The sequence below is a fragment of the Hydrogenophaga sp. OTU3427 genome (genome assembly GCF_038440225.1).
GTDB lineage: Bacteria > Pseudomonadota > Gammaproteobacteria > Burkholderiales > Burkholderiaceae_C > Hydrogenophaga.
This window is the reverse complement of sequence record NZ_JASATI010000010.1, coordinates 74,686-92,825: the sequence shown is the minus strand read 5'-3', so window position 1 is coordinate 92,825 and position 18,140 is coordinate 74,686. Positions and strand designations below refer to the sequence as shown.

The 18,140-nt window shown below is 69.4% G+C and carries 16 protein-coding genes; 11 read left to right on the top strand and 5 right to left on the bottom strand.

Annotated elements, in window-relative coordinates; all coding sequences use genetic code 11:
* Positions 1–83 precede the first annotated feature (83 nt).
* The 6 genes from AAHB17_RS08530 to AAHB17_RS08505 are packed head-to-tail and all read left to right on the top strand — an operon-like array spanning position 84 to position 7,286.
* A complete protein-coding gene (locus AAHB17_RS08530) occupies positions 84–1,037 on the top strand; it encodes an ABC transporter permease (protein ID WP_342130116.1) in 954 nt (317 codons plus the stop codon).
* Between the two features lies 1 nt (position 1,038).
* A complete protein-coding gene (locus tag AAHB17_RS08525) occupies positions 1,039–1,911 on the top strand; it encodes an ABC transporter permease (protein ID WP_342130115.1) in 873 nt (290 codons plus the stop codon).
* Between the two features lie 4 nt (positions 1,912–1,915).
* A complete protein-coding gene (locus tag AAHB17_RS08520) occupies positions 1,916–3,550 on the top strand; it encodes an ABC transporter ATP-binding protein (RefSeq protein WP_342130114.1) in 1,635 nt (544 codons plus the stop codon).
* Positions 3,547–5,046, top strand: a complete 1,500-nt coding sequence (locus AAHB17_RS08515) for a M81 family metallopeptidase (protein WP_342130113.1) — start codon at positions 3,547–3,549, stop codon at positions 5,044–5,046. The genes AAHB17_RS08520 and AAHB17_RS08515 overlap by 4 nt, the downstream gene beginning before the upstream one ends.
* Positions 5,047–5,066: 20 nt before the next feature.
* On the top strand, positions 5,067–6,476 hold the full coding sequence (locus tag AAHB17_RS08510) for an amidase (protein WP_342130112.1): 1,410 nt from the start codon (positions 5,067–5,069) through the stop codon (positions 6,474–6,476).
* Between the two features lie 45 nt (positions 6,477–6,521).
* Positions 6,522–7,286, top strand: a complete 765-nt coding sequence (locus AAHB17_RS08505; protein WP_342130111.1) for a type III pantothenate kinase — start codon at positions 6,522–6,524, stop codon at positions 7,284–7,286.
* 80 nt (positions 7,287–7,366) lie between these two features.
* Here AAHB17_RS08505 and AAHB17_RS08500 read toward each other — a convergent pair whose 3' ends face one another.
* Together AAHB17_RS08500 and AAHB17_RS08495 are read right to left on the bottom strand one after the other, a co-directional pair.
* Complete coding sequence (locus AAHB17_RS08500; RefSeq protein WP_342130110.1) at positions 7,367–8,464, bottom strand: M14 family metallopeptidase; 1,098 nt, start codon at positions 8,462–8,464, stop codon at positions 7,367–7,369.
* Positions 8,465–8,483: 19 nt separating this feature from the next.
* Positions 8,484–9,692, bottom strand: coding sequence for a M20 aminoacylase family protein (locus AAHB17_RS08495; RefSeq protein ID WP_342130109.1), 1,209 nt, complete (start codon positions 9,690–9,692; stop codon positions 8,484–8,486).
* Positions 9,693–9,810: 118 nt separating this feature from the next.
* On the opposite strand from AAHB17_RS08495, the gene AAHB17_RS08490 reads away from it, so the two are divergent.
* The 4 genes from AAHB17_RS08490 to AAHB17_RS08475 all read left to right on the top strand — a co-directional run bounded on the left by AAHB17_RS08490 (position 9,811) and on the right by AAHB17_RS08475 (position 14,644).
* Complete coding sequence (locus tag AAHB17_RS08490) at positions 9,811–11,880, top strand: molybdopterin-containing oxidoreductase family protein (RefSeq protein ID WP_342130108.1); 2,070 nt, start codon at positions 9,811–9,813, stop codon at positions 11,878–11,880.
* 129 nt (positions 11,881–12,009) lie between these two features.
* The gene (locus tag AAHB17_RS08485; protein WP_342130107.1) at positions 12,010–13,059 is read left to right on the top strand and encodes an aminopeptidase; all 1,050 of its coding nucleotides are present in this window, start codon (positions 12,010–12,012) and stop codon (positions 13,057–13,059) included.
* Positions 13,060–13,088: 29 nt separating this feature from the next.
* The gene (locus tag AAHB17_RS08480) at positions 13,089–13,409 is read left to right on the top strand and encodes a polyhydroxyalkanoic acid system family protein (RefSeq protein WP_342130106.1); all 321 of its coding nucleotides are present in this window, start codon (positions 13,089–13,091) and stop codon (positions 13,407–13,409) included.
* Positions 13,406–14,644 (top strand): CaiB/BaiF CoA transferase family protein, encoded by a 1,239-nt coding sequence (locus AAHB17_RS08475; RefSeq protein ID WP_342130105.1) that lies wholly within the window; start codon positions 13,406–13,408, stop codon positions 14,642–14,644. The genes AAHB17_RS08480 and AAHB17_RS08475 overlap by 4 nt, the downstream gene beginning before the upstream one ends.
* Before the next feature lie 55 nt (positions 14,645–14,699).
* Here AAHB17_RS08475 and AAHB17_RS08470 read toward each other — a convergent pair whose 3' ends face one another.
* Positions 14,700–14,954 carry an acyl-CoA-binding protein gene (locus AAHB17_RS08470; RefSeq protein WP_342130104.1) on the bottom strand — a complete coding sequence of 85 codons (255 nt, stop codon included), beginning with the start codon at positions 14,952–14,954 and terminating at the stop codon, positions 14,700–14,702.
* Between the two features lie 132 nt (positions 14,955–15,086).
* On the opposite strand from AAHB17_RS08470, the gene AAHB17_RS08465 reads away from it, so the two are divergent.
* A complete protein-coding gene (locus AAHB17_RS08465; RefSeq protein WP_342130103.1) occupies positions 15,087–16,595 on the top strand; it encodes a wax ester/triacylglycerol synthase family O-acyltransferase in 1,509 nt (502 codons plus the stop codon).
* A 60-nt stretch (positions 16,596–16,655) separates the two neighbouring features.
* On the opposite strand, the gene AAHB17_RS08460 is transcribed toward AAHB17_RS08465, so the two are convergent.
* Complete coding sequence (locus AAHB17_RS08460) at positions 16,656–17,432, bottom strand: hypothetical protein (protein ID WP_342130102.1); 777 nt, start codon at positions 17,430–17,432, stop codon at positions 16,656–16,658.
* Between the two features lie 39 nt (positions 17,433–17,471).
* Positions 17,472–18,131, bottom strand: a complete 660-nt coding sequence (locus AAHB17_RS08455; protein ID WP_342130100.1) for a TetR/AcrR family transcriptional regulator — start codon at positions 18,129–18,131, stop codon at positions 17,472–17,474.
* Positions 18,132–18,140 lie beyond the last annotated feature (9 nt).

Genomic DNA, 18,140 nt, shown 5'->3' with positions numbered 1-18,140 from the left:
CGACACCAGCCGTCCGGCAGAGCCGGCCCGGCGGTGTCCACCCGACAGACCTCGCTTTCGATACATGACGCCAGGGAGGGCGCGTGCTGAGATTTCTTCTGAAGCGACTGCTCGCCATCATCCCCGTGTTGCTGGTGGTGGCCGTGGTGGTGTTCCTCATCCTGCGGCTGACCCCGGGCGACCCGGCGGCGGTGATCGCTGGCAACAGCGCCACCAACGACGACATCGAGCGCATCCGCGAGCAGCTGGGCCTCAAACGTTCGCTGCTGGCGCAGTTTGGCCTGTGGTTCGGCGGCGTGTTGCAGGGTGATCTTGGGTATTCGTACTACCTGAGCAAACCGGTCACCGAACTGATCCTGCAGCGTGTTGAACCCACGCTGTCGCTGGCCCTGGGCACCATCGTGCTGGCGGTGCTGGTGGCGGTGCCGCTGGGCACGCTGGCGGCGTGGCGCATGGGGGGCTGGCTGGACCGGCTGTTGTCAGGCTTTTCGGTGCTGGGTTTTTCGGTGCCGGTGTTTGTGGTCGGCTACATCCTCATCTACGTGTTCGCCATCCAGCTCAACTGGCTGCCGGTGCAGGGCTACCGGCGGCTGTTCGGGCCGTCGTCCGAAGGTGCCTGGGCCTGGGCGCAGCAACTGGTCTTGCCCTGGATCACGCTGTGCACCATCTACGTGGCGCTGATCGCGCGGGTCACGCGGGCCAGCGTGTCGGAGGCGCTGACCGAGGACTACATCCGCACCGCGCGCGCCAAGGGGGTGGGCGAGTCCGCCGTGCTGCTGCGCCACGCGCTGGCCAACGCGGCCGTGCCCATTGTCACCGTGGTCGGCATCGGCGTGGCGCTGCTGATCGGCGGTGTGGTGGTGACCGAAACCGTCTACGCCATCCCCGGCCTGGGCTCGCTCACGGTGGATGCGGTGCTCAACCGCGACTTCCCCGTCATCCAGGGCCTGGTGCTGGTGTTCAGCGTGTTGTACGTGCTGATCAACCTGCTCGTGGATCTGAGCTATCTCGTCCTAGACCCCCGCATTCGGTACTGACATGGGTGTCCTTCAAAAACTCTGGCGCAACAACGCCATCCGCTTCGGCACCGTGGTGCTGGGCCTGCTGCTGTTCGTCGCGGCCGCCGCGCCCTGGCTGGGCACGGTCGAGCCTTCGGCCATGGACTTCGGCCACATCAACACCGCCTCGGGTGTCCGTGGCGAGTTCGCCCTGCCCAGCGGCGAGGTCGTGCCCCACACCTTCTGGATGGGCAGCGACAACGCCGGGCGCGACATCTACAGCCGCGTGCTGTACGGCACCCGGGTGTCGCTGCTGGTGGGCCTGTTCACCGCCAGCGTGGCCATCGTCGTCGGTGCCTTGCTGGGCATGCTGGCGGGCTACTTCCGTGCGGTCGATGCGGTGCTGATGCGCTTCATGGACGGCATGATGGCCATCCCCGCCATCCTGCTGGCCATCGCCCTGGTGGCGGCGCTGGGCGCCCAGCTGTGGACGGTGGTGGTGGCGATCGCCGTGCCCGAGATCCCGCGCGTCACGCGCCTGGTCCGCTCGCTGGTGCTCACGCTGCGCGAGGAGCCCTTTGTGGAGGCGGCCCGCGCCCTGGCCACGCCCACGCCCACCATCCTGTGGCGGCACATCCTGCCCAACGCCCTGGCGCCGCTGATCGTGCAGGGCACCTTCATCGCCGCCAGCGCGGTGCTGACCGAGGCCATCCTGAGTTTCCTGGGTCTGGGCCTGCCGGCCGACGTGCCGACCTGGGGCAACATCATGGCCGAGGGCCGCGTGCAGTTCAGCCAGTACCCGGGCAACGTCCTGTTCCCGGCGCTGTTCCTGGTGCCCACGGTGCTGGCCATCAACCTGCTGGGCGACGGGCTGCGCGATGTGCTCGACCCCAAGTTCGCCAAGCGGGTGTGACCCCATGACCCCAGCACCCGTGCTCCAGATCGAAGGCCTGCAGGTGGCGCTGCCGCCCGGGGCCGACCGCGCCCACGCCGTGGACGGTGTCAGCCTGTCCATCGCGCCCGGCCGCACCCTGTGTGTGGTCGGCGAATCGGGTTCCGGCAAGTCGGTCATGTCCACCGCCGCCATGGGCCTGCTGCCACGCGAGCTGCGCGTGGCCGGCGGGCGCATCGCGCTCAAGGGCGAGGACCTGCGGGCGGCCACGTCCGCTCGCCTGCGCCAGTTGCGCGGCCAGACCATGGGCATGGTGTTCCAGGAACCCATGACCGCGCTCAACCCGGTGATGAACTGCGGCGACCAGATCGACGAACTGCTGCGCACCCACACCGACTGGCCGGCGGCCAAGCGCCGCCAGGCCGTGCTGGACATGCTGACCCGCGTCAAGCTGCCCGACCCGGAACGCATGGCGCGCAGCTACCCGCACCAGCTCAGCGGCGGCCAGCGCCAGCGCATCGTCATCGCCATGGCGGTGATCCTCAAGCCCGCGCTGCTGATCTGCGACGAGCCGACCACCGCACTCGATGTGACCACACAGCGCGAGATCCTGCGCCTGATCCAGCAGTTGCAGCAGGAGCAGGGCAGCGCGGTGCTGTTCATCACCCACGACATGGGCGTGGTGGCCGACATCGCCGACGAGGTGCTGGTCATGCACCAGGGCCGCGCGGTGGAGCGGGGCACCCGCGACGACGTGCTGCTGCGTCCGCAGGCCGACTACACCCGCATGCTGCTGGCGGCCGTGCCGGCCATCACGCCGCCGCCGGCGCGGCCCGAACCCACCGGCCCGGCGCTGCTGCGCGGTGAGGGCGTGAGCAAGACCTACACCGCCCACGACTGGCTGGGCCGTGCCCGCTTGACCCGCGCGCTCGACGCCGCCAGCGTGGCCGTGCGGGCCGGCGAGACGGTGGGCATCGTCGGCGAATCGGGCTCCGGCAAGTCCACGCTGGCGCGTTGCCTGATGCGCCTGATCGAGCCCACCGAGGGCCACATGTTCTGGGGCGATGCCGAGGTCGCGCGCCTGCCCGAAGGCCGGCTGCGTCCGCTGCGCAGCCGCGTGCAGGTGGTGTTCCAGGACCCCAACCGCTCGCTCAACCCGCGGCTGCGCATCGGCGAGGCCCTGATCGAAGGGGCGCTCAACTTCGGCACGCCACGTGCCGAGGCCGAGGCCCTGGCCGCGCAACTGATGGACCAGGTGCGCTTGCCGCGCGAGGGGCTGTTGCGCTACCCCAGCCAGTTTTCGGGCGGGCAGCGCCAGCGCCTGGCCATTGCCCGTGCACTGGCCTGCAAGCCCCAGGTGCTGGTGGCCGACGAGGCGGTCAGCGCGCTCGATGTGAGCGTGCAGGCGCAGATCATGGCGCTGCTGCGCGAGATACAGGCCGAGCTGGGCCTGGGCCTGCTCTTCATCACCCACGACCTGCGCGTGGCCGCCCAGCTGTGCGACCGCGTGATCGTCATGCACCAGGGCCACATCGTCGAAGAGGGGCGCACGGCCGAGCTGTACGCTCACCCCCAACAAGACTACACACGGCGCCTGTTCGAGGCCGCGCCCGGCCACAACTTCGCACCCGCTGCCGTGGCCCACGGAGACACACCTTGACCCGCATCCTGATCGCCGGCTACCAGCACGAGACCAACACCTTCGCCCCCAGCCTGGCCGACTGGGCCGCCTTCGAGGCCGGTGAAACCTTTCCCGCCTTCGTGCGTGGCCAGGCCATGGTCGAGCAGCTGGCCGGGGCCAACATTCCCGTCGGCGGCTTCATCCAGGCCGCACGCCGCAACGGCTGGACCTTGCTGCCCTCGGCCTGGGCCGGCGCCACGCCCTCGTCCTACGTCACGCAGGACGCCTTCGAGCGCATCAGCGCCGCCATCCTCGACGACGTGCGAGCGGCACTGGCGCAGGGACTGGACGCGGTTTACCTCGACCTGCACGGCGCGGCCGTGGCCGAACACGCCGACGACAGCGAGGGCGAGCTGCTGGCCCGCATCCGTGCCCTGGTGGGGCCGGACCTGCCCATCGTCGCCAGCCTGGACCTGCACGCCAACGTCACCGAGCGCATGCTGCACGAAGCCGACGCGCTGGTGGCCTACCGCACCTACCCCCATGTGGACATGGCCGACACCGGCGCCCTGGCGGCCGAGCTGTTGCAACGTCGCCTGGCCCTGGGCCGGCGCGAGGCGCTGTTCTGGCGCCGCCTGCCCTTTCTGATCCCGCTCAACGCCCAGAGCACCTGGATGGAGCCGGCCCAGACGCTCTACGCCTACCTGCGCGCGCTCGATGGCGACCACGGCGCCATGCTGAGCTTCTGCATGGGCTTCCCGGCCGCCGACTTCGCCGAATGTGGCGCCGTGGTCTGGGGCTATGGCGAGCAGGCCCAGCTGGCCGGCGAGCTGCTCTACGCCCGTGTGGCAGAGCCCACGCAATGGCGGCCCGACTGGCTGGACGCGCGCGAGGCGGTGGAAGCCGCGCTGGACCTGGCCGCCCGCAGCGACAAGCCCGTGGTGCTGGCCGACACCCAGGACAACCCCGGCGCCGGTGGCGACAGCAACACCACCGGCATGCTGCACGCCCTGCTGCAGCAACACGCGGGCCAGCGTTTCCCCGGCCGCGTGGCCCTGGGCCTGCTGTTCGATCCCGAGGCCGCGCAGGCCGCGGTGGTCGCCGGGGTGGGCGCGCAGATCGATCTGTCGCTCGGCCGTGCCGTGCCCACCTACACCGGCCAGGCCAGCGATGCGCCGGTGGTGGGCCGCTTCACCGTGCGTGCGGTCAGCGACGGCCACTGTGTGCTCAAGGGCGTCATGATGACCGGCCTCACGGTGGAGCTGGGCGCCAGCGCCTGCCTGGACATCGACGGCATCCTCGTGGCCGTGGTCAGCGGCAAGATGCAGCTGCTGGACCGCGAGCTGCTGCGCCTGGTGGGCATCACGCCCGAGGCCATGAAGCTCATCGTGGTGAAAAGCTCCAACCACTTCCGCGCCGATTTCACGCCCATCGCCTCGCGCGTGATCGTGGCCAAGGCCGCCGGCCCCATGGCCGCCGACCCCGCCGACCTGCCCTGGAAAAAACTCCCCGCCACCACCCGCCGCACCCCCTGAAACACCCCCTGAGGCCCTCCATGAGCACACCCACCGACCTGGCCGACTGCAGCGCCTCGCAGCTGCTTGATCTGTACCGCAGCGGCCAGGCCTCGCCGGTCCAGGCCACCCAGGCCGTGCTGGCCCGCATCGACCGCCACAACCCCGCGCTGCGCGCCTTCTGCCATGTGGCGCACGAGGCCGCCCTGGCCAGCGCGCGCGCCAGCGAAGCGCGTTGGCAACAGGGTGCACCCTGTGGTCCGCTCGATGGTGTGCCGACCTCCATCAAGGACCTGATCCTCACGCGCGGCTGGCCCACCCTGCGCGGCAGCCACACCGTGGACCCGAAGCAGGCGTGGGACGTGGACGCGCCCGCCACCGCCCGGCTGCGCGAGGCCGGCGCGGTGTTGCTGGGCAAGACCACCACGCCTGAATTTGGCTGCAAGGGCGAGACCAACTCGCCGCTGACCGGCATCACCCGCAACCCCTGGAACCCGGCCAAGACACCGGGCGGCTCCTCGGGCGGCACGGCCGCCGCCGTGGCCGCCGGCATGGGGCCGCTGAGCGTGGGCACCGACGGCGCCGGCAGCGTGCGCATCCCGGCGGCCTTTTGTGGCAACTTTGGATTGAAGCCCAGCTTTGGCCGCGTGCCGGCCTACCCGCTGTCGCCCTTCGGCAGCGTGGCCCACCTGGGGCCCCACACCATGGACGTGCGCGATGCGGCGCTGATGATGAACGTGCTCAAGGAGCCCGATGCGCGCGACTGGACATCGCTGCCGCCCGACCCGGCAGACTACCTGCAGGGCCTGGACGACGGCATTCGGGGCTGGCGCATCGCGTATTCGCCCACGCTGGGCTACGCCAGGAACGTGCACCCCGAGGTGGCCGCCGCGGTGGCCGCCGCGGTGTTGCAGCTGGCCGACCTGGGTGCGGTGGTCGAGCAGGTGGACCCCGGTTTTGACGACCCGCTGGACATCACCACCGGCCTGTGGTTCCTGGGTGCCTGGACGGTGTGGAACACGCTGAACGCCGAGCAGCAAGCGTTGACCGACCCCGACTTCCGAGCCGAAGCCGAAATCGGGGCCCGCTACAGCGCGCTGCAGGTGCAGCAGCTGAACCAGCGCCGCGGCGCCCTGGGTTCCCAGATGCGCCAGTTCATGACGCGCTTCGACCTGCTGGTGACCCCCACGGTGGCGGTGCCGGCCTTCGATGCCCGGCCGGCCGGGCACACCCCCATGACCCCCGAGGCCATGCTGGGCTGGACGCCGTTTTCCTACCCTTTCAACCTGACCCAGCAGCCGGCCTGCACCGTGCCGTGTGGTCTCACGCGCGATGGCCTGCCCGTGGGCCTGCAGTTCGTCGGCCCGATGTTTGGCGATGCCCGGGTCTTGCGCGCCGCACGTGCCTATGAACAGCGGTGCCCCATCCCCCGGCCCAAACTGTCCAGCTGAGCCGGGCGGGGAAAACCCCAGTCACCCCTTGGTCATAATGCGTCCATGACTTTTCTGGCTTTGGACGTGGGCAACACCCGCCTGAAGTGGGCGATGTACGAACATCCCCAGGCGGGCGCGCGCCTGCTGGCGCAGGGTGCGCAGTTCCTGGAGAACATCGAGACGCTGGCCGAGGGCGACTGGGCCGCGCTGCCGGTGCCCCGCCGCGTGCTGGGCTGCGTGGTGGCGGGCGATGCGGTCAAGCGCCGTGTCGAGGAGCAACTGGAGCTGTGGGACACCACGCCGCAGTGGGTGGTGTCGGGCGTCGCCGAGGCCGGGCTGGTCAACGGCTACGACCACCCGGCGCGCCTGGGCTCGGACCGCTGGGTCGCCATGATCGGCGCCCTGCGGCACCTGCGCGCCAGCGGCCGCCACGCTCCCTGTGTGGTGGTGATGGTGGGCACGGCGGTGACGGTCGAAGCCATCGACGCCAGTGGCCGTTTCCTGGGCGGCATCATCCTGCCGGGGCACGGCATCATGTTGCGGGCGCTGGAGTCGGGCACCGCCGGCCTGCACGTGCCCACCGGCGAGGTGCGCGACTTTCCCACCAACACCAGCGATGCCCTCACCAGCGGCGGCACCTTCGCCATCGCCGGCGCGGTGCAGCGCATGGTGGAAAACCTAGCCCGCCACACCGGCGAGGCGCCGGTGGTCTTCATGACCGGCGGCGCAGGCTGGAAGATGGCCCCCAGCATGTCGGTGCAGTGCGAGCTGGTCGAGAGCCTGATTTTCGACGGGCTGCTCGAAATCGCCTCTCGCCGTTTCGGCTGACCCCCACGCTCCGCCGCCGCGCGGGTCGCTGCCCCCCGAGGGGGCTGATCCGGCTTGGGGCGGCCCGGCGCCGGAGCGTGTCAGCCCGACAACCCATCCACCGCCTGGAACATCGCCTGCCGCGCCTGGCTGATGATCTGTCCGCGCCAGGCGTCGGTGTCGGTGTAGAAGGCGTCCATCAGCTGCTGCTTGATGGCCTGGCGCAGATCGGCCGGCGCCTCGGGGTGCAGATGTTGCCAGTGGTCGGCGCGCAGCGCCTGGCTCACCTCGTTGAAGGGCAGGGTGCCGTATTCCATGGCGATGCCGGTGTATTCGGCCTGCGGGCATTCTTCGTAGATCGAGATCCACATCAGACCGGTCAGGAAGGCCGAGGTCGACGAGCCGTCGTAGATGGAGGTGATGCGTGTGTCGCCCTGGGGGTCCCACCAGGCCTTGGCCCGTTCGAACGCGGCCTGATCGTCCCTGCAGGCGAAGATGCGCTCGCCCAGGCCATTGGGCCCCAGGCCGGTGTGCAGGTCGATCCAGGCAATGCGGCGGGCCTGGCGGCCGTAGCGGCGCAGCACCTCGCGCAGGGTGGTGTTGCTCCACGTGGGCGCGGTGCCGCCGAAGAACAGGCCGTCGGCAAACTGGTGCTGGCCCTGTGAGACGGCGGCCTGGAACTTGGCCAGGCCGTTCTGGGCGATGTAGGCCGCGATGGCGGCTTCGTTCTCGGCCGTGGGCGGCCACTGCGCCGGCAGCAGCAACTGGTGGATCTCGGCATAGGCCGGGTTGACCGGCAAGGGCTGTGAGAAGTCCTGGAAGTTGCGGTTCAGGTCCACGTTTTCATTCGTGACCCGGCGCACATGCGAGAAGCCGTGGGGGTTGAGCGCGTGGATGTAGAGCACGGCCACGCCTGCGTCGCGCGCCTTGGCCCGCCATTCGGCGTCGTGGGTGGCAAACACCTGCACGCCCGAGCCGCAATAGCCTTCCACACCGTGACAGGCGCTGCTGACGATGAGCAGGCTTTGCGCATCGGCCGGGCCGTCCAGCGCCACGTCCATGGCCAGGGTCTCGCCGTCACGGCCCTTGAGCGGGTGCTCATAAGACCGGATGGCCATGCCGGCCGTGGCCGCGCCCTCGAGAAACTTCACGCGCGCCTGCGCGTAGCGGGCCGAGAAGGCCGCGTTCACATCGATCATCGCAAGTCCTTGTGTGCGTTCACGCCTGGGTGGGCTGGGCCAGCCATTTCGTGGCCAGCTGCACCCAGTAGGTGGCGCCCAGCGGGATCAGGTCGTCGTTGAAGTCGTAGCTGGGGTTGTGCAGGGTGCAGGGGCCGCCGCCGTGGCCCATCTCGCGGTGGGCCCCGTCGCCATTGGAGATGAACACATAGGCGCCGGGCTTGGCCTGCAGCATGTAGGCGAAGTCCTCGGCGCCCATGGTGGGCTCCTGCACCAGCACATTCGTTTCGCCGACCACGCTGGCCATCACCTCGCGGGCGAAGTCGGCCTCGGCCGCGCTGTTGACGGTGGGCGGGTAGTTGCGCACGAATTCGAATTCGCAGCTGGCGTCGAAGGCCGCGCAGGTGTGGCGGGCGATCTCTTCCATGCGTTTCTCGATCAGGTCCAGCACCTCCAGCGTGAAGGTGCGCACCGTGCCCTGCAGCTCGCAGGAATCGGGCACCACGTTGGTGGCCTCGCCAGCGTGGATCATGGTGACCGAGATCACGCCCGCGTCCACCGGCTTCTTGTTGCGGCTGATGATGGTCTGGAAGGCCTGCACCATCTGGCAGGCCACCGGCACCGGGTCGATGCCGTTGTGGGGCAGGGCCGCGTGGCTGCCCTTGCCGCGGATGGTGATCTTGAACTCGTTGCTCGACGCCATCACCGGGCCGGGGCTCACCGCCAGCGTGCCCACCGGCGCGCCGGGCCAGTTGTGCATGCCGAACACGGCCTGCATGGGGAATTTCTCGAACAGGCCGTCCTTGATCATCTCGCGCGCGCCGCCGCCGCCTTCCTCGGCCGGCTGGAAGATCAGGTAGACGGTGCCGTCGAAGTCGCGGTGCTTGGCGAAGTGTTGCGCCGCGGCCAGCAGCATGGCCGTGTGGCCATCATGGCCGCAGGCGTGCATCTTGCCGGCGTGCTGGCTGGCGTGGGCAAAGGTGTTGAACTCCTGCATGGGCAGCGCGTCCATGTCGGCGCGCAGGCCCACGGCGCGGCCGCTGGCACCGCCATCGCGCCCGTGCACGATGCCCACCACGCCGGTGGTGCCCATGCCCCGGTGGATGGGGATGCCCCATTCGGTCAGCTTGCTGGCCACCACGTCGGCGGTGCGCACTTCCTGGAAACACAGTTCGGGGTGGGCGTGGATGTCGCGTCGCACGGCGGCGATGCCGGCGGCCTGGGTCACGATGCTGTCGATGAGTTTCATGGCGGGCGAAAGTGTTTGAGGCGTAAACAAACATCCTAGCAGCGTCGGGCCGTGGCCGCATCGTGGTCTCTGCCCATGCCACTGCACAGGCGGGGGTCGATTCGGCACAATCCGGGGCATGAGTTCAAGCCCGCTTCACGAGTCCGCGCCGGTGACGGTGCGTGGCGCCTGCCCACACGACTGCCCCGACACCTGCGCCCTGCTCACCACGGTGCAGAACGGCGTGGCCATCCGGGTGGCCGGCAACCCGCAGCACCGGCCGACCGACGGGGTGTTGTGCGCCAAGGTGTCCAAGTATCCCGAGCGGACCTACCACCCCGAGCGCCTGCTGCACCCCATGAAACGGGTCGGCCCCAAGGGCAGCGGGCGCTTCCAGCGCGTGGGCTGGGACGAGGCGCTCAATGCCATCGCCACCCGGCTGCAGATCATTGCCAGCAAACACCCCGAGGCCATCCTGCCCTACAGCTATGCCGGCACCATGGGCCTGGTGCAGGGCGACGGCATGGCGGCGCGGTTCTTTCACCGCCTGGGCGCCTCGCTGCTGGACCGCACCATCTGCGCCAGCGCCGGCGCCGAGGCGCTGACGCACACCTACGGCGGCAAGGTCGGCATGAAGGTCGAGTTTTTCTCAGAGAGTCGGCTGATCCTGATCTGGGGCAGCAACTCGATCGGCAGCAACCTGCACTTCTGGCGCCTGGCGCAGGAAGCCAAGCGGCGCGGCGCCAGACTGGTCTGCATCGACCCCCGCAAAAGCGAGACGGCCGAGAAGTGCCACGAACACATCGCCCTGCGGCCCGGCACCGACGCCGCGCTGGCGCTGGCGCTGATGCACGAGCTGATCGCCCACGGCTGGCTGGACAAGGACTACATCGCCCAGCACACCGAGGGCTGGGACGCGCTGCGCGAACGCGCCTTGCTGTGGCCGCCCGAACGCGCCGCCGAGGTGTGTGGCGTGCCGGTGGCGCAGATCCGCCAGCTGGCGCGCGACTACGGCGAGACCGCTGCCCGGGGCGAGCCGGTGGCGATCCGCCTGAACTACGGCATGCAGCGCGTGCGCGGCGGTGGCAACGCCGTGCGCGCCGTGGCCTGCCTGCCCGCGCTGGTGGGCGCCTGGCGCCACCGGGCCGGCGGCCTGCTGCTGAGCAGCTCCAGCCAGTTCCCCATCCAGCGCGCGGCGCTGCAGCGGCCCGATCTGCTGGCGGGGCGGCGTCCACGCACGATCAACATGTCGACCATCGGCGACGACCTGCTTCGTCCGGCCTCGCGCGACTTCGGCCCCCGCATCGAGGCCCTGGTGGTCTACAACAGCAACCCGGTGGCCGTGGCGCCCGAGTCCGGCAAGGTGGTGGCGGGTTTCGCGCGCGAGGACCTGTTCACCGTGGTGATCGAACACTTCCAGACCGACACCGCCGATTACGCCGACTACCTGCTGCCAGCGACCACACAGCTGGAGCACTGGGACATCCACAGCAGCTACGGCCACACCGACGTGCTGCTCAACCGTCCGGCCATCGCGCCCGTCGGCGAGGCACGGCCCAACAGCCAGATCTTCCGCGACCTGGCCCAGCGCCTGGGGTTTGCCGACGCCTGTTTCCACGACAGCGACGAGGCGATGTGCCGCCAGGCCTTTGGCCGCGAGGTCGATTTCCAGACCCTGCTCGCGCAAGGTTTCGTCTCGCTGCCGGTGCCCGAGGCGCCGTTTGCCCACGGCGGTTTTCCCACCAACACGGGCAAGTGCACCTTTGACAGCAGCGGCCTGCGCGCCCTGGGCCAGGACGGCTTGCCCGACCACCTGCCCAACAACGAACCGGGCGGCGCGCACCCCGATTACCCGCTGGCCATGATCTCGCCGCCGGCGCGCAACTTCCTCAACTCCAGCTTCGTCAATGTGAAAAGCCTGCGCGACATCGAGCGCGAGCCGGTGCTGGAGATCCACCCGACCGATGCCGCCCCGCGTGGCATCCTCGATGGCGCCAACCTGCGGGTGTTCAACGAGCGCGGCGACTACCACTGCGTGGCGCGGGTGAGCGAACGCGCGCGACCCGGGGTGGTCAATGGCCTGGGTATCTGGTGGCGCAAGTTCGGCCAGCGCGGCACCAACGTCAACCAGCTCACCAGCCAGCGCCTGACCGACATCGGCCGCGCGCCCACTTTCTACGACTGCCATGTGCAGGTGGAATCGGCATGACCCCCCCGCGCCGCTTCGCGTCACCCCCCAGGAGGCGGCACCAGCCGTCCGGCAGAGCCGGCCCGGCGGTGCCCCCGGCCTGGCCATCTCATGCGGCGCAGGTGGGGTGTTCTTGGAATGGATAGCCGGATGCGAGCTTGTGGGTTGGTGCTGTGTGTGCTGCTGCTCGGCGGCTGCAGCACCACCACCGACCCCAGCTACTACTGGCAATCGGTCAGTGGCCACCTGCGGATGGTGGGCGCGGCGCGGCCGGTGGACGACTGGGTGGCGGACGGCCGCACCAGCGAGGCCTTGCGCGCCAAGCTGCGCCAGGCACAGCAGTTGCGGCGTTTTGCCGTGACCGAGCTGGGCCTGCCCGACAACAACAGCTACACCCGTTACGCCGACCTGCAGCGCCGCGCGGCGGTGTGGAACGTGGTAGCCGCGCCCGACGACGAACTCAAGCTCAAGCAGTGGTGTTTCCTGGCTCTGGGCTGTGTCGGCTACCGGGGCTACTTCGATGAAGCGCAGGCACGTGCCTTTGCCGAGCAGGTGCGCCACGCCGAGCCAGACGTGGAGGTGGGCGTCTACCCGGTGCCGGCCTATTCCACCCTGGGCTGGACCAACTGGATGGGGGGCGACCCGCTGCTCAACACCTTTCTGGGTTACCCCGAGGGCGAACTCGCGCGCCTGCTGTTCCACGAGCTGGCGCATCAGGTGGTGTACGTGCGCGACGACACGGTGTTCAACGAATCCTTTGCCACCGCGGTGGAGCGCCTGGGCGGCGCGCGCTGGCAGGCCACGGCCAGCGAGGCGGCGCGGGCCGAGTACGCGCGGTTCGACGAACGCCGCCAGCAGTTCCGTGCGCTGGCGCGCGCCACACGCGAGCGGCTGCAGACGGCCTACGCGTTGGCCACCCGAGCCGAGCGCCTGGCCGCCAAGCAGCGGGCCATGGCCGATTTCCGCCAGCGCTACGACGCGCTGAAGGCGCAGTGGAACGGCTTTCCCGGTTACGACCCCTGGGCCAGCCAGGCCAACAACGCCTTGTTCGCCGCCCAGGCCGCCTACGACGAGCTGGTGCCCGGTTTCGAGGCGCTGTTCGAACGCGAGGGCCGCGACTTCACCCGGTTTTATGATGCGGTGCGCGCGCTCGCGCGGCTGCCCAAGGACGAACGGCGGGCGGCCCTGGGCAGCCGCTGAGTCCGCGACCCCACAGAGAGGATTTCCACATGGCCGACCTTCACATCCATCGCGACCACGCCCTCGGACTGGCCAAGGCCCGCAAGGTCGCCTGGGCCTGGGCCGAGCAGGCCGAAAACGAATTTGGCATGGAGTGCACCTACGAAGAAGGCGATGCCACCGACGAGGTGTGTTTCAAGCGCTCCGGCGTCACCGGCACCCTGCGGGTCAGCAAGACCGCCTTCGAGCTGGACGCCAAGCTGGGGTTTCTGCTGGGCGCCTTCAAGGACAAGATCGAGGCCGAGATCGTGAAGAACCTCGACCAGCTGCTGGCCTCGCCCGCCAAGGCCAGCAAGAAAAAGGCGCCATGAGCGCGCCCTTGCCCAGCCCGCTCCAGGGCCTCAAGGTGGTGGAGCTGGGCCAGCTCATCGCCGGCCCCTTTGCCGCCAAGACCCTGGCCGACTTTGGCGCCGACGTGGTGAAGATCGAACCGCCGCCCAGGAACGGCCGCGGCGGCGGCGACCCGCTGCGCGGCTGGCGCCTGGTCAAGGACGGCACCTCGGTCTGGTGGCAGGTGCAGGCGCGCAACAAGCGTTCGGTGGCGCTGGACCTGCGCCAGCCGGAGGCGCAGGACATCGTGCGCCGCCTGGCCGCCGAGGCCGACGTGCTGATCGAGAACTTCCGCCCCGGCGCGATGGAGGAATGGGGACTTGGCCCCGAAGTGCTCCAGCGGCAGAACCCGGCCCTGATCATGTTGCGCGTGAGCGGCTACGGCCAGACCGGGCCCTACCGCGACCGGCCCGGTTTTGGTGTCGTGGCCGAGGCCATGGGCGGCCTGCGCCACCTCAGCGGCGAGCCCGGCCGGGTGCCGGTGCGGGTGGGGGTGAGCATCGGCGACACGCTGGCGTCGCTGCATGGGGTCATCGGCATCCTGCTGGCCCTGCAGCACCGGCACCGGACTGTGTCGCACGAGGCACCACGTGGGCGCGGCCAGGTGGTGGACGTGGCCCTGTTCGAGGCCGTGTTCAACTGCATGGAAAGCCTGTTGCCGGAGTACAGCGCCTTTGGCGCCGTGCGCGGGCCGGCTGGCAGCGCGATGCCCGGCATCGCCCCCACCAACGCCTACCTGTGCGCCGATGGCAGCCACGTGCTGATCGCGGGCAATGGCGACAGCATCTTCCGCCGCTTGATGGCCTGCATTGGCCGGCCCGATCTGGGCGAGGCGCCCGACCTGCAGGACAACGCCGGGCGGGTGGCCCGCGTGGCCGAGCTGGACGCCGCCATTGGCGCCTGGACCGCGGGCCTCACGGCCCAGGGGGTTTTGGCGGCGCTGGAAGCGGCCGAGGTGCCGGCTGGCAAGATCTACACCGTGGCCGACATCGCGGCCGACCCCCACTACGCGGCGCGCGACATGCTGCGCACCGTGCGTCTGGACGACGGCAGCGACCTGTTGGTGCCGGGCTTCGTGCCGCGCCTGAGCGCCTCGCCCGGCGGCCACCGTCGCAACGCCCCCGCGCTGGGGCAGGACACCGATGCCGTGTTGCGCGAGGTGGGTCTGAGCGAGGCGCAGATCGCCGCGCTGCGCGAGCGCGGGGTGGTGGCCTGAACGTCGAATGAAGCAACCCCAACCGGGGATACCGCCCAAGGCGGAGCGTGGGGGCTCAGCTCAAGCTTTTGATCAGGTCGATGTACTGCTGCATCGCGTCGTTGTTGCTGGTGCCCTTGAGGGCTTTCCAGGCGTCCCACTTGGCGCGGCCCACCATGTCGCCGAAGCCCGGCTTCTTCTCGGTGTTGTCGCCGGCGGTGCCCTGTTTGTAGAGCCCATAGAGCTTGAGCAGGGTGGCGTTGTCGGGACGCTCGCTGAGGTTCTTGGAATTCGCGACGGCGGCGTCGAACGTGGCTTGGAGGTCGGCCATGGAAGGTCTCCGGGGATTGGGGTTAGTGGGTAGACACGGGCGGTATCTTACGGGCCGCTCACCGCCCACAATAGAGCTTTCACACCACAAGCACGCATGTCGCGCAGGGAGCAGCAAGTGGACACACCGGCCATGGCCCCAAGTCTGAGAAAAAGTGTCACCCGCGCGGTGACTGGCACGCTGGGCCTGCGGGGCGAGCGCATGAGCAAGGTCGACACGGCCTGGCTGCGGATGGACTCGCCCGTGAACCTGATGGTCATCGTGGGTGTGTGGGTGTTCCGACCCGGGGTCGACTTCGATGCCTTTTGTGAACGCCTGCTGGAACGCCTGTCCAAGTACCCGCGTTTCCTGCAGCGGGTGGTGGAAGACCCGGCCGGCGCCACCTGGGTGCGCGACCGCCAGTTCGACATCCTTCACCACGTGGTGCGCGGCAGGCTGCGTCGCCGGCGCGGCGACAGCGAGCGCCAGGCGCTGCAGGCGCGTGTGGCCGAGCTGGCCATGACGCCGCTGGACCGGCGCCATCCGCTGTGGCAGTTCGAACTGATCGAGTCCTACGACGGCGGCTCGGCGCTGATCGCGCGCATCCACCATTGCATCGGCGATGGCATCGCACTGATCTCGGTGATGATGAGCCTGTTCGATGGCGGCTTGCCGCCGCCCGAGCGCCCCCGGCGTGGCGCGGCGGCGCCGGCACCCGATCCCTTGGGAGCGATCGAGACCTGGCTGGCCGGCAACGTGCTCAAGCCCTTGACCGGCGCAACCGTCAAGGCGATCAACGTCGCCGGCGATGGCGCCGCGCGCTCGCTGGACCTGTTGTCGCGGCCGCAGGAGGGTCTGGCGCAGACACTGGGCCAGTCGGCCGACATGGCGCGCCTGGGCGGGCAGGTGCTGAGCGACCTGGCCGAGCTGGTGCTGATGCCCGACGATTCGCCCACCGGCCTCAAGGGCGAGGCCGGTACCACCAAGCGGGTGGCCTGGTGCGACCCGCTGCCGCTGGACGAGGTCAAGGCCATCGGCAAGGGCCTGGGCTGTTCCATCAACGACGTGTTGCTGAGCTGCGTGGCCGGCGCCCTGGGTGCCTACCTGCGCGGCCAGGGCGAAGCCACCGAGGGCAAGGAAATCCGAGCCATGGTGCCGGTCAACCTGCGTCCGCTGGACCAGGCCTGGAAGCTGGGCAACCGTTTCGGCATCGTGCCGCTGGTGTTGCCCATCGGCATCGAGAACCCGGTCGAGCGCCTGTACGAGGTCAAGCGCCGCATGCACGGCCTCAAGGGCAGCACCCAGCCGCTGCTGGTCTACGGCGTGTTGTCCATCGCCGGCGCCCTGGCCCGGCCGGTGCAGGAGCTGCTGCTGAGCCTGTTCCACCGCAAGACCACGGCCGTGATGACCAACGTGCCCGGGCCGCAGAAGAAGCTCACCCTGTGTGGCGCGACACTGGAGCAGAACATGTTCTGGGTGCCCCAGACCGGACACATCGGCCTGGGCGTGTCCATCCTGAGCTATGGCGGCGGGGTGCAGTTCGGTTTGATCACCGACAGTGGCCTGTGTCCCGAGCCGCAGAAGATCATCGACCAGTTCGAGCCCGAGTTCACCAAGCTGCTGACGCTGGCGATGATGCTGCCCTGGGGGCTGGAAGCCTGAGCTGGCTTGAGGGCGAGGGCCTGGGCCGCAGCGCCGGGCCGCTCCACGCCAGGCCGCAGATCACTCGTCTTCCAGCTCTTCCTTGGCCATGTCCACATCCAGCCGTTCCATCGCGTCCAGCGGCTCGCAGGCGGCGGCCTGCTCGTAGAGCTTGGTGGCTTCCTTCATGCGTTTGTCGCCTTCGAGCATCACCATGCCGTTGGCGTGTTCGATCAAGGCGATCGCCGAGCTCGGGTTGAGCTTGACCGCGGCCTGGAAGAGCTTGAGGCCGGTGTCCTTCTTGGCGCCATAGGTCATGCCGCCGATCAGCGCGCCCACCTTGTCGATCACCTCGGCGTGGAAGGTGCCCAGCGCGATGTGGGCGTCGGCGTGTTTGGGCTCCAGCGCGATGGCCCGCTCCAGCGCGGCCTTGACCTTGCCGCCCAGGCCCTGCGCCAGCGCCTTGGCCACGCTGATGCCCTGGCTGTAGCGGCCCAGCGCATAGGCCTGCCAGTAGCAGGCGTTGGCGTTGTCGGGGTCGTCCAACTGCTGTGCCTCGGCGCGCTCGGCCACCTGCATGAAGAGTTCGAGCTTGGCCTTTTCCCTGGGCTCCAGGTAGTTGGCGTAGATGGCCGTGGCCTTGTTGGCCACGGTGATGCCCGCGCCGCCGGCCTTGAGGCCGGCTTCGGCCGCCTTCTGGAATTCGCCGTTGTGGAACAGCACCCAGGCGGCCAGCACGGCGGCGTCCTGGGGGAGCGGCTCGCAGTCGCCCCGGTGCAGGCGGGCCCACTGCTTCTTCAGGCGGGTGGTGTCCCAGTCGTAGTCGCCGGCGTGGGGGAAGGGGGTCCATTTGGCCATGTCGGTCTCCTTGTGGTGTGTGGGTGCCTGGGGGCGTTGTCAGGTGTCGTTGCGGTAGGCGCCGGCCAGGGTCAGCAGGTGCGTGCGCTGGCCCGGTTCGAGGTAAGGGGCCAGCAGGTGCAGGGTGTGGTGGGCGCCGCGCATCAGCGCCTGCTGGGCATTGCCCGGCTCCAGCGCATGGCGCGGGTCGCGCACGTACTCGTAGCTGAGCCAGTAGGTCAGCACCACCACCATGCTGTGGGCGGTGGGCTCGATTTCGCGGGCGTCGATGGACACCGCGCCGCCACGCACCATGCCTGCCAGCAGCGCGCGCACGGCGCGGGTCTTGTTCTTGAGCACGGCCTGGAAATGGGTCTCCAGCCGGTGGTTCTTGCTCAGCAGGTCGTTGAGATCGCGGTAGAGGAAGCGGAACTCCCAGATGCGCTCGAACAGGGTGTGCATGAAGAACCAGGCGTCCTCGACATCGCGCACGTCGTCGCCGGCGTTGAGCAGGTCGTTGAGCGACTTCTCGAAGCGGTCGAACAAGGCGTTGATCAGCTCGTCCTTGGCCGGGTAGTGGTAGTAGAGGTTGCCGGGGCTGATGCCGAGTTCGGCCGAAATCAGCGTGGTGGACACATTGGGCTCGCCGAACCGGTTGAACAGGTCCAGGGTCACCTCGAGGATGCGTTCTGCGGTGCGGCGCGGTGCCTTTTTGACCATGTGTGGGGC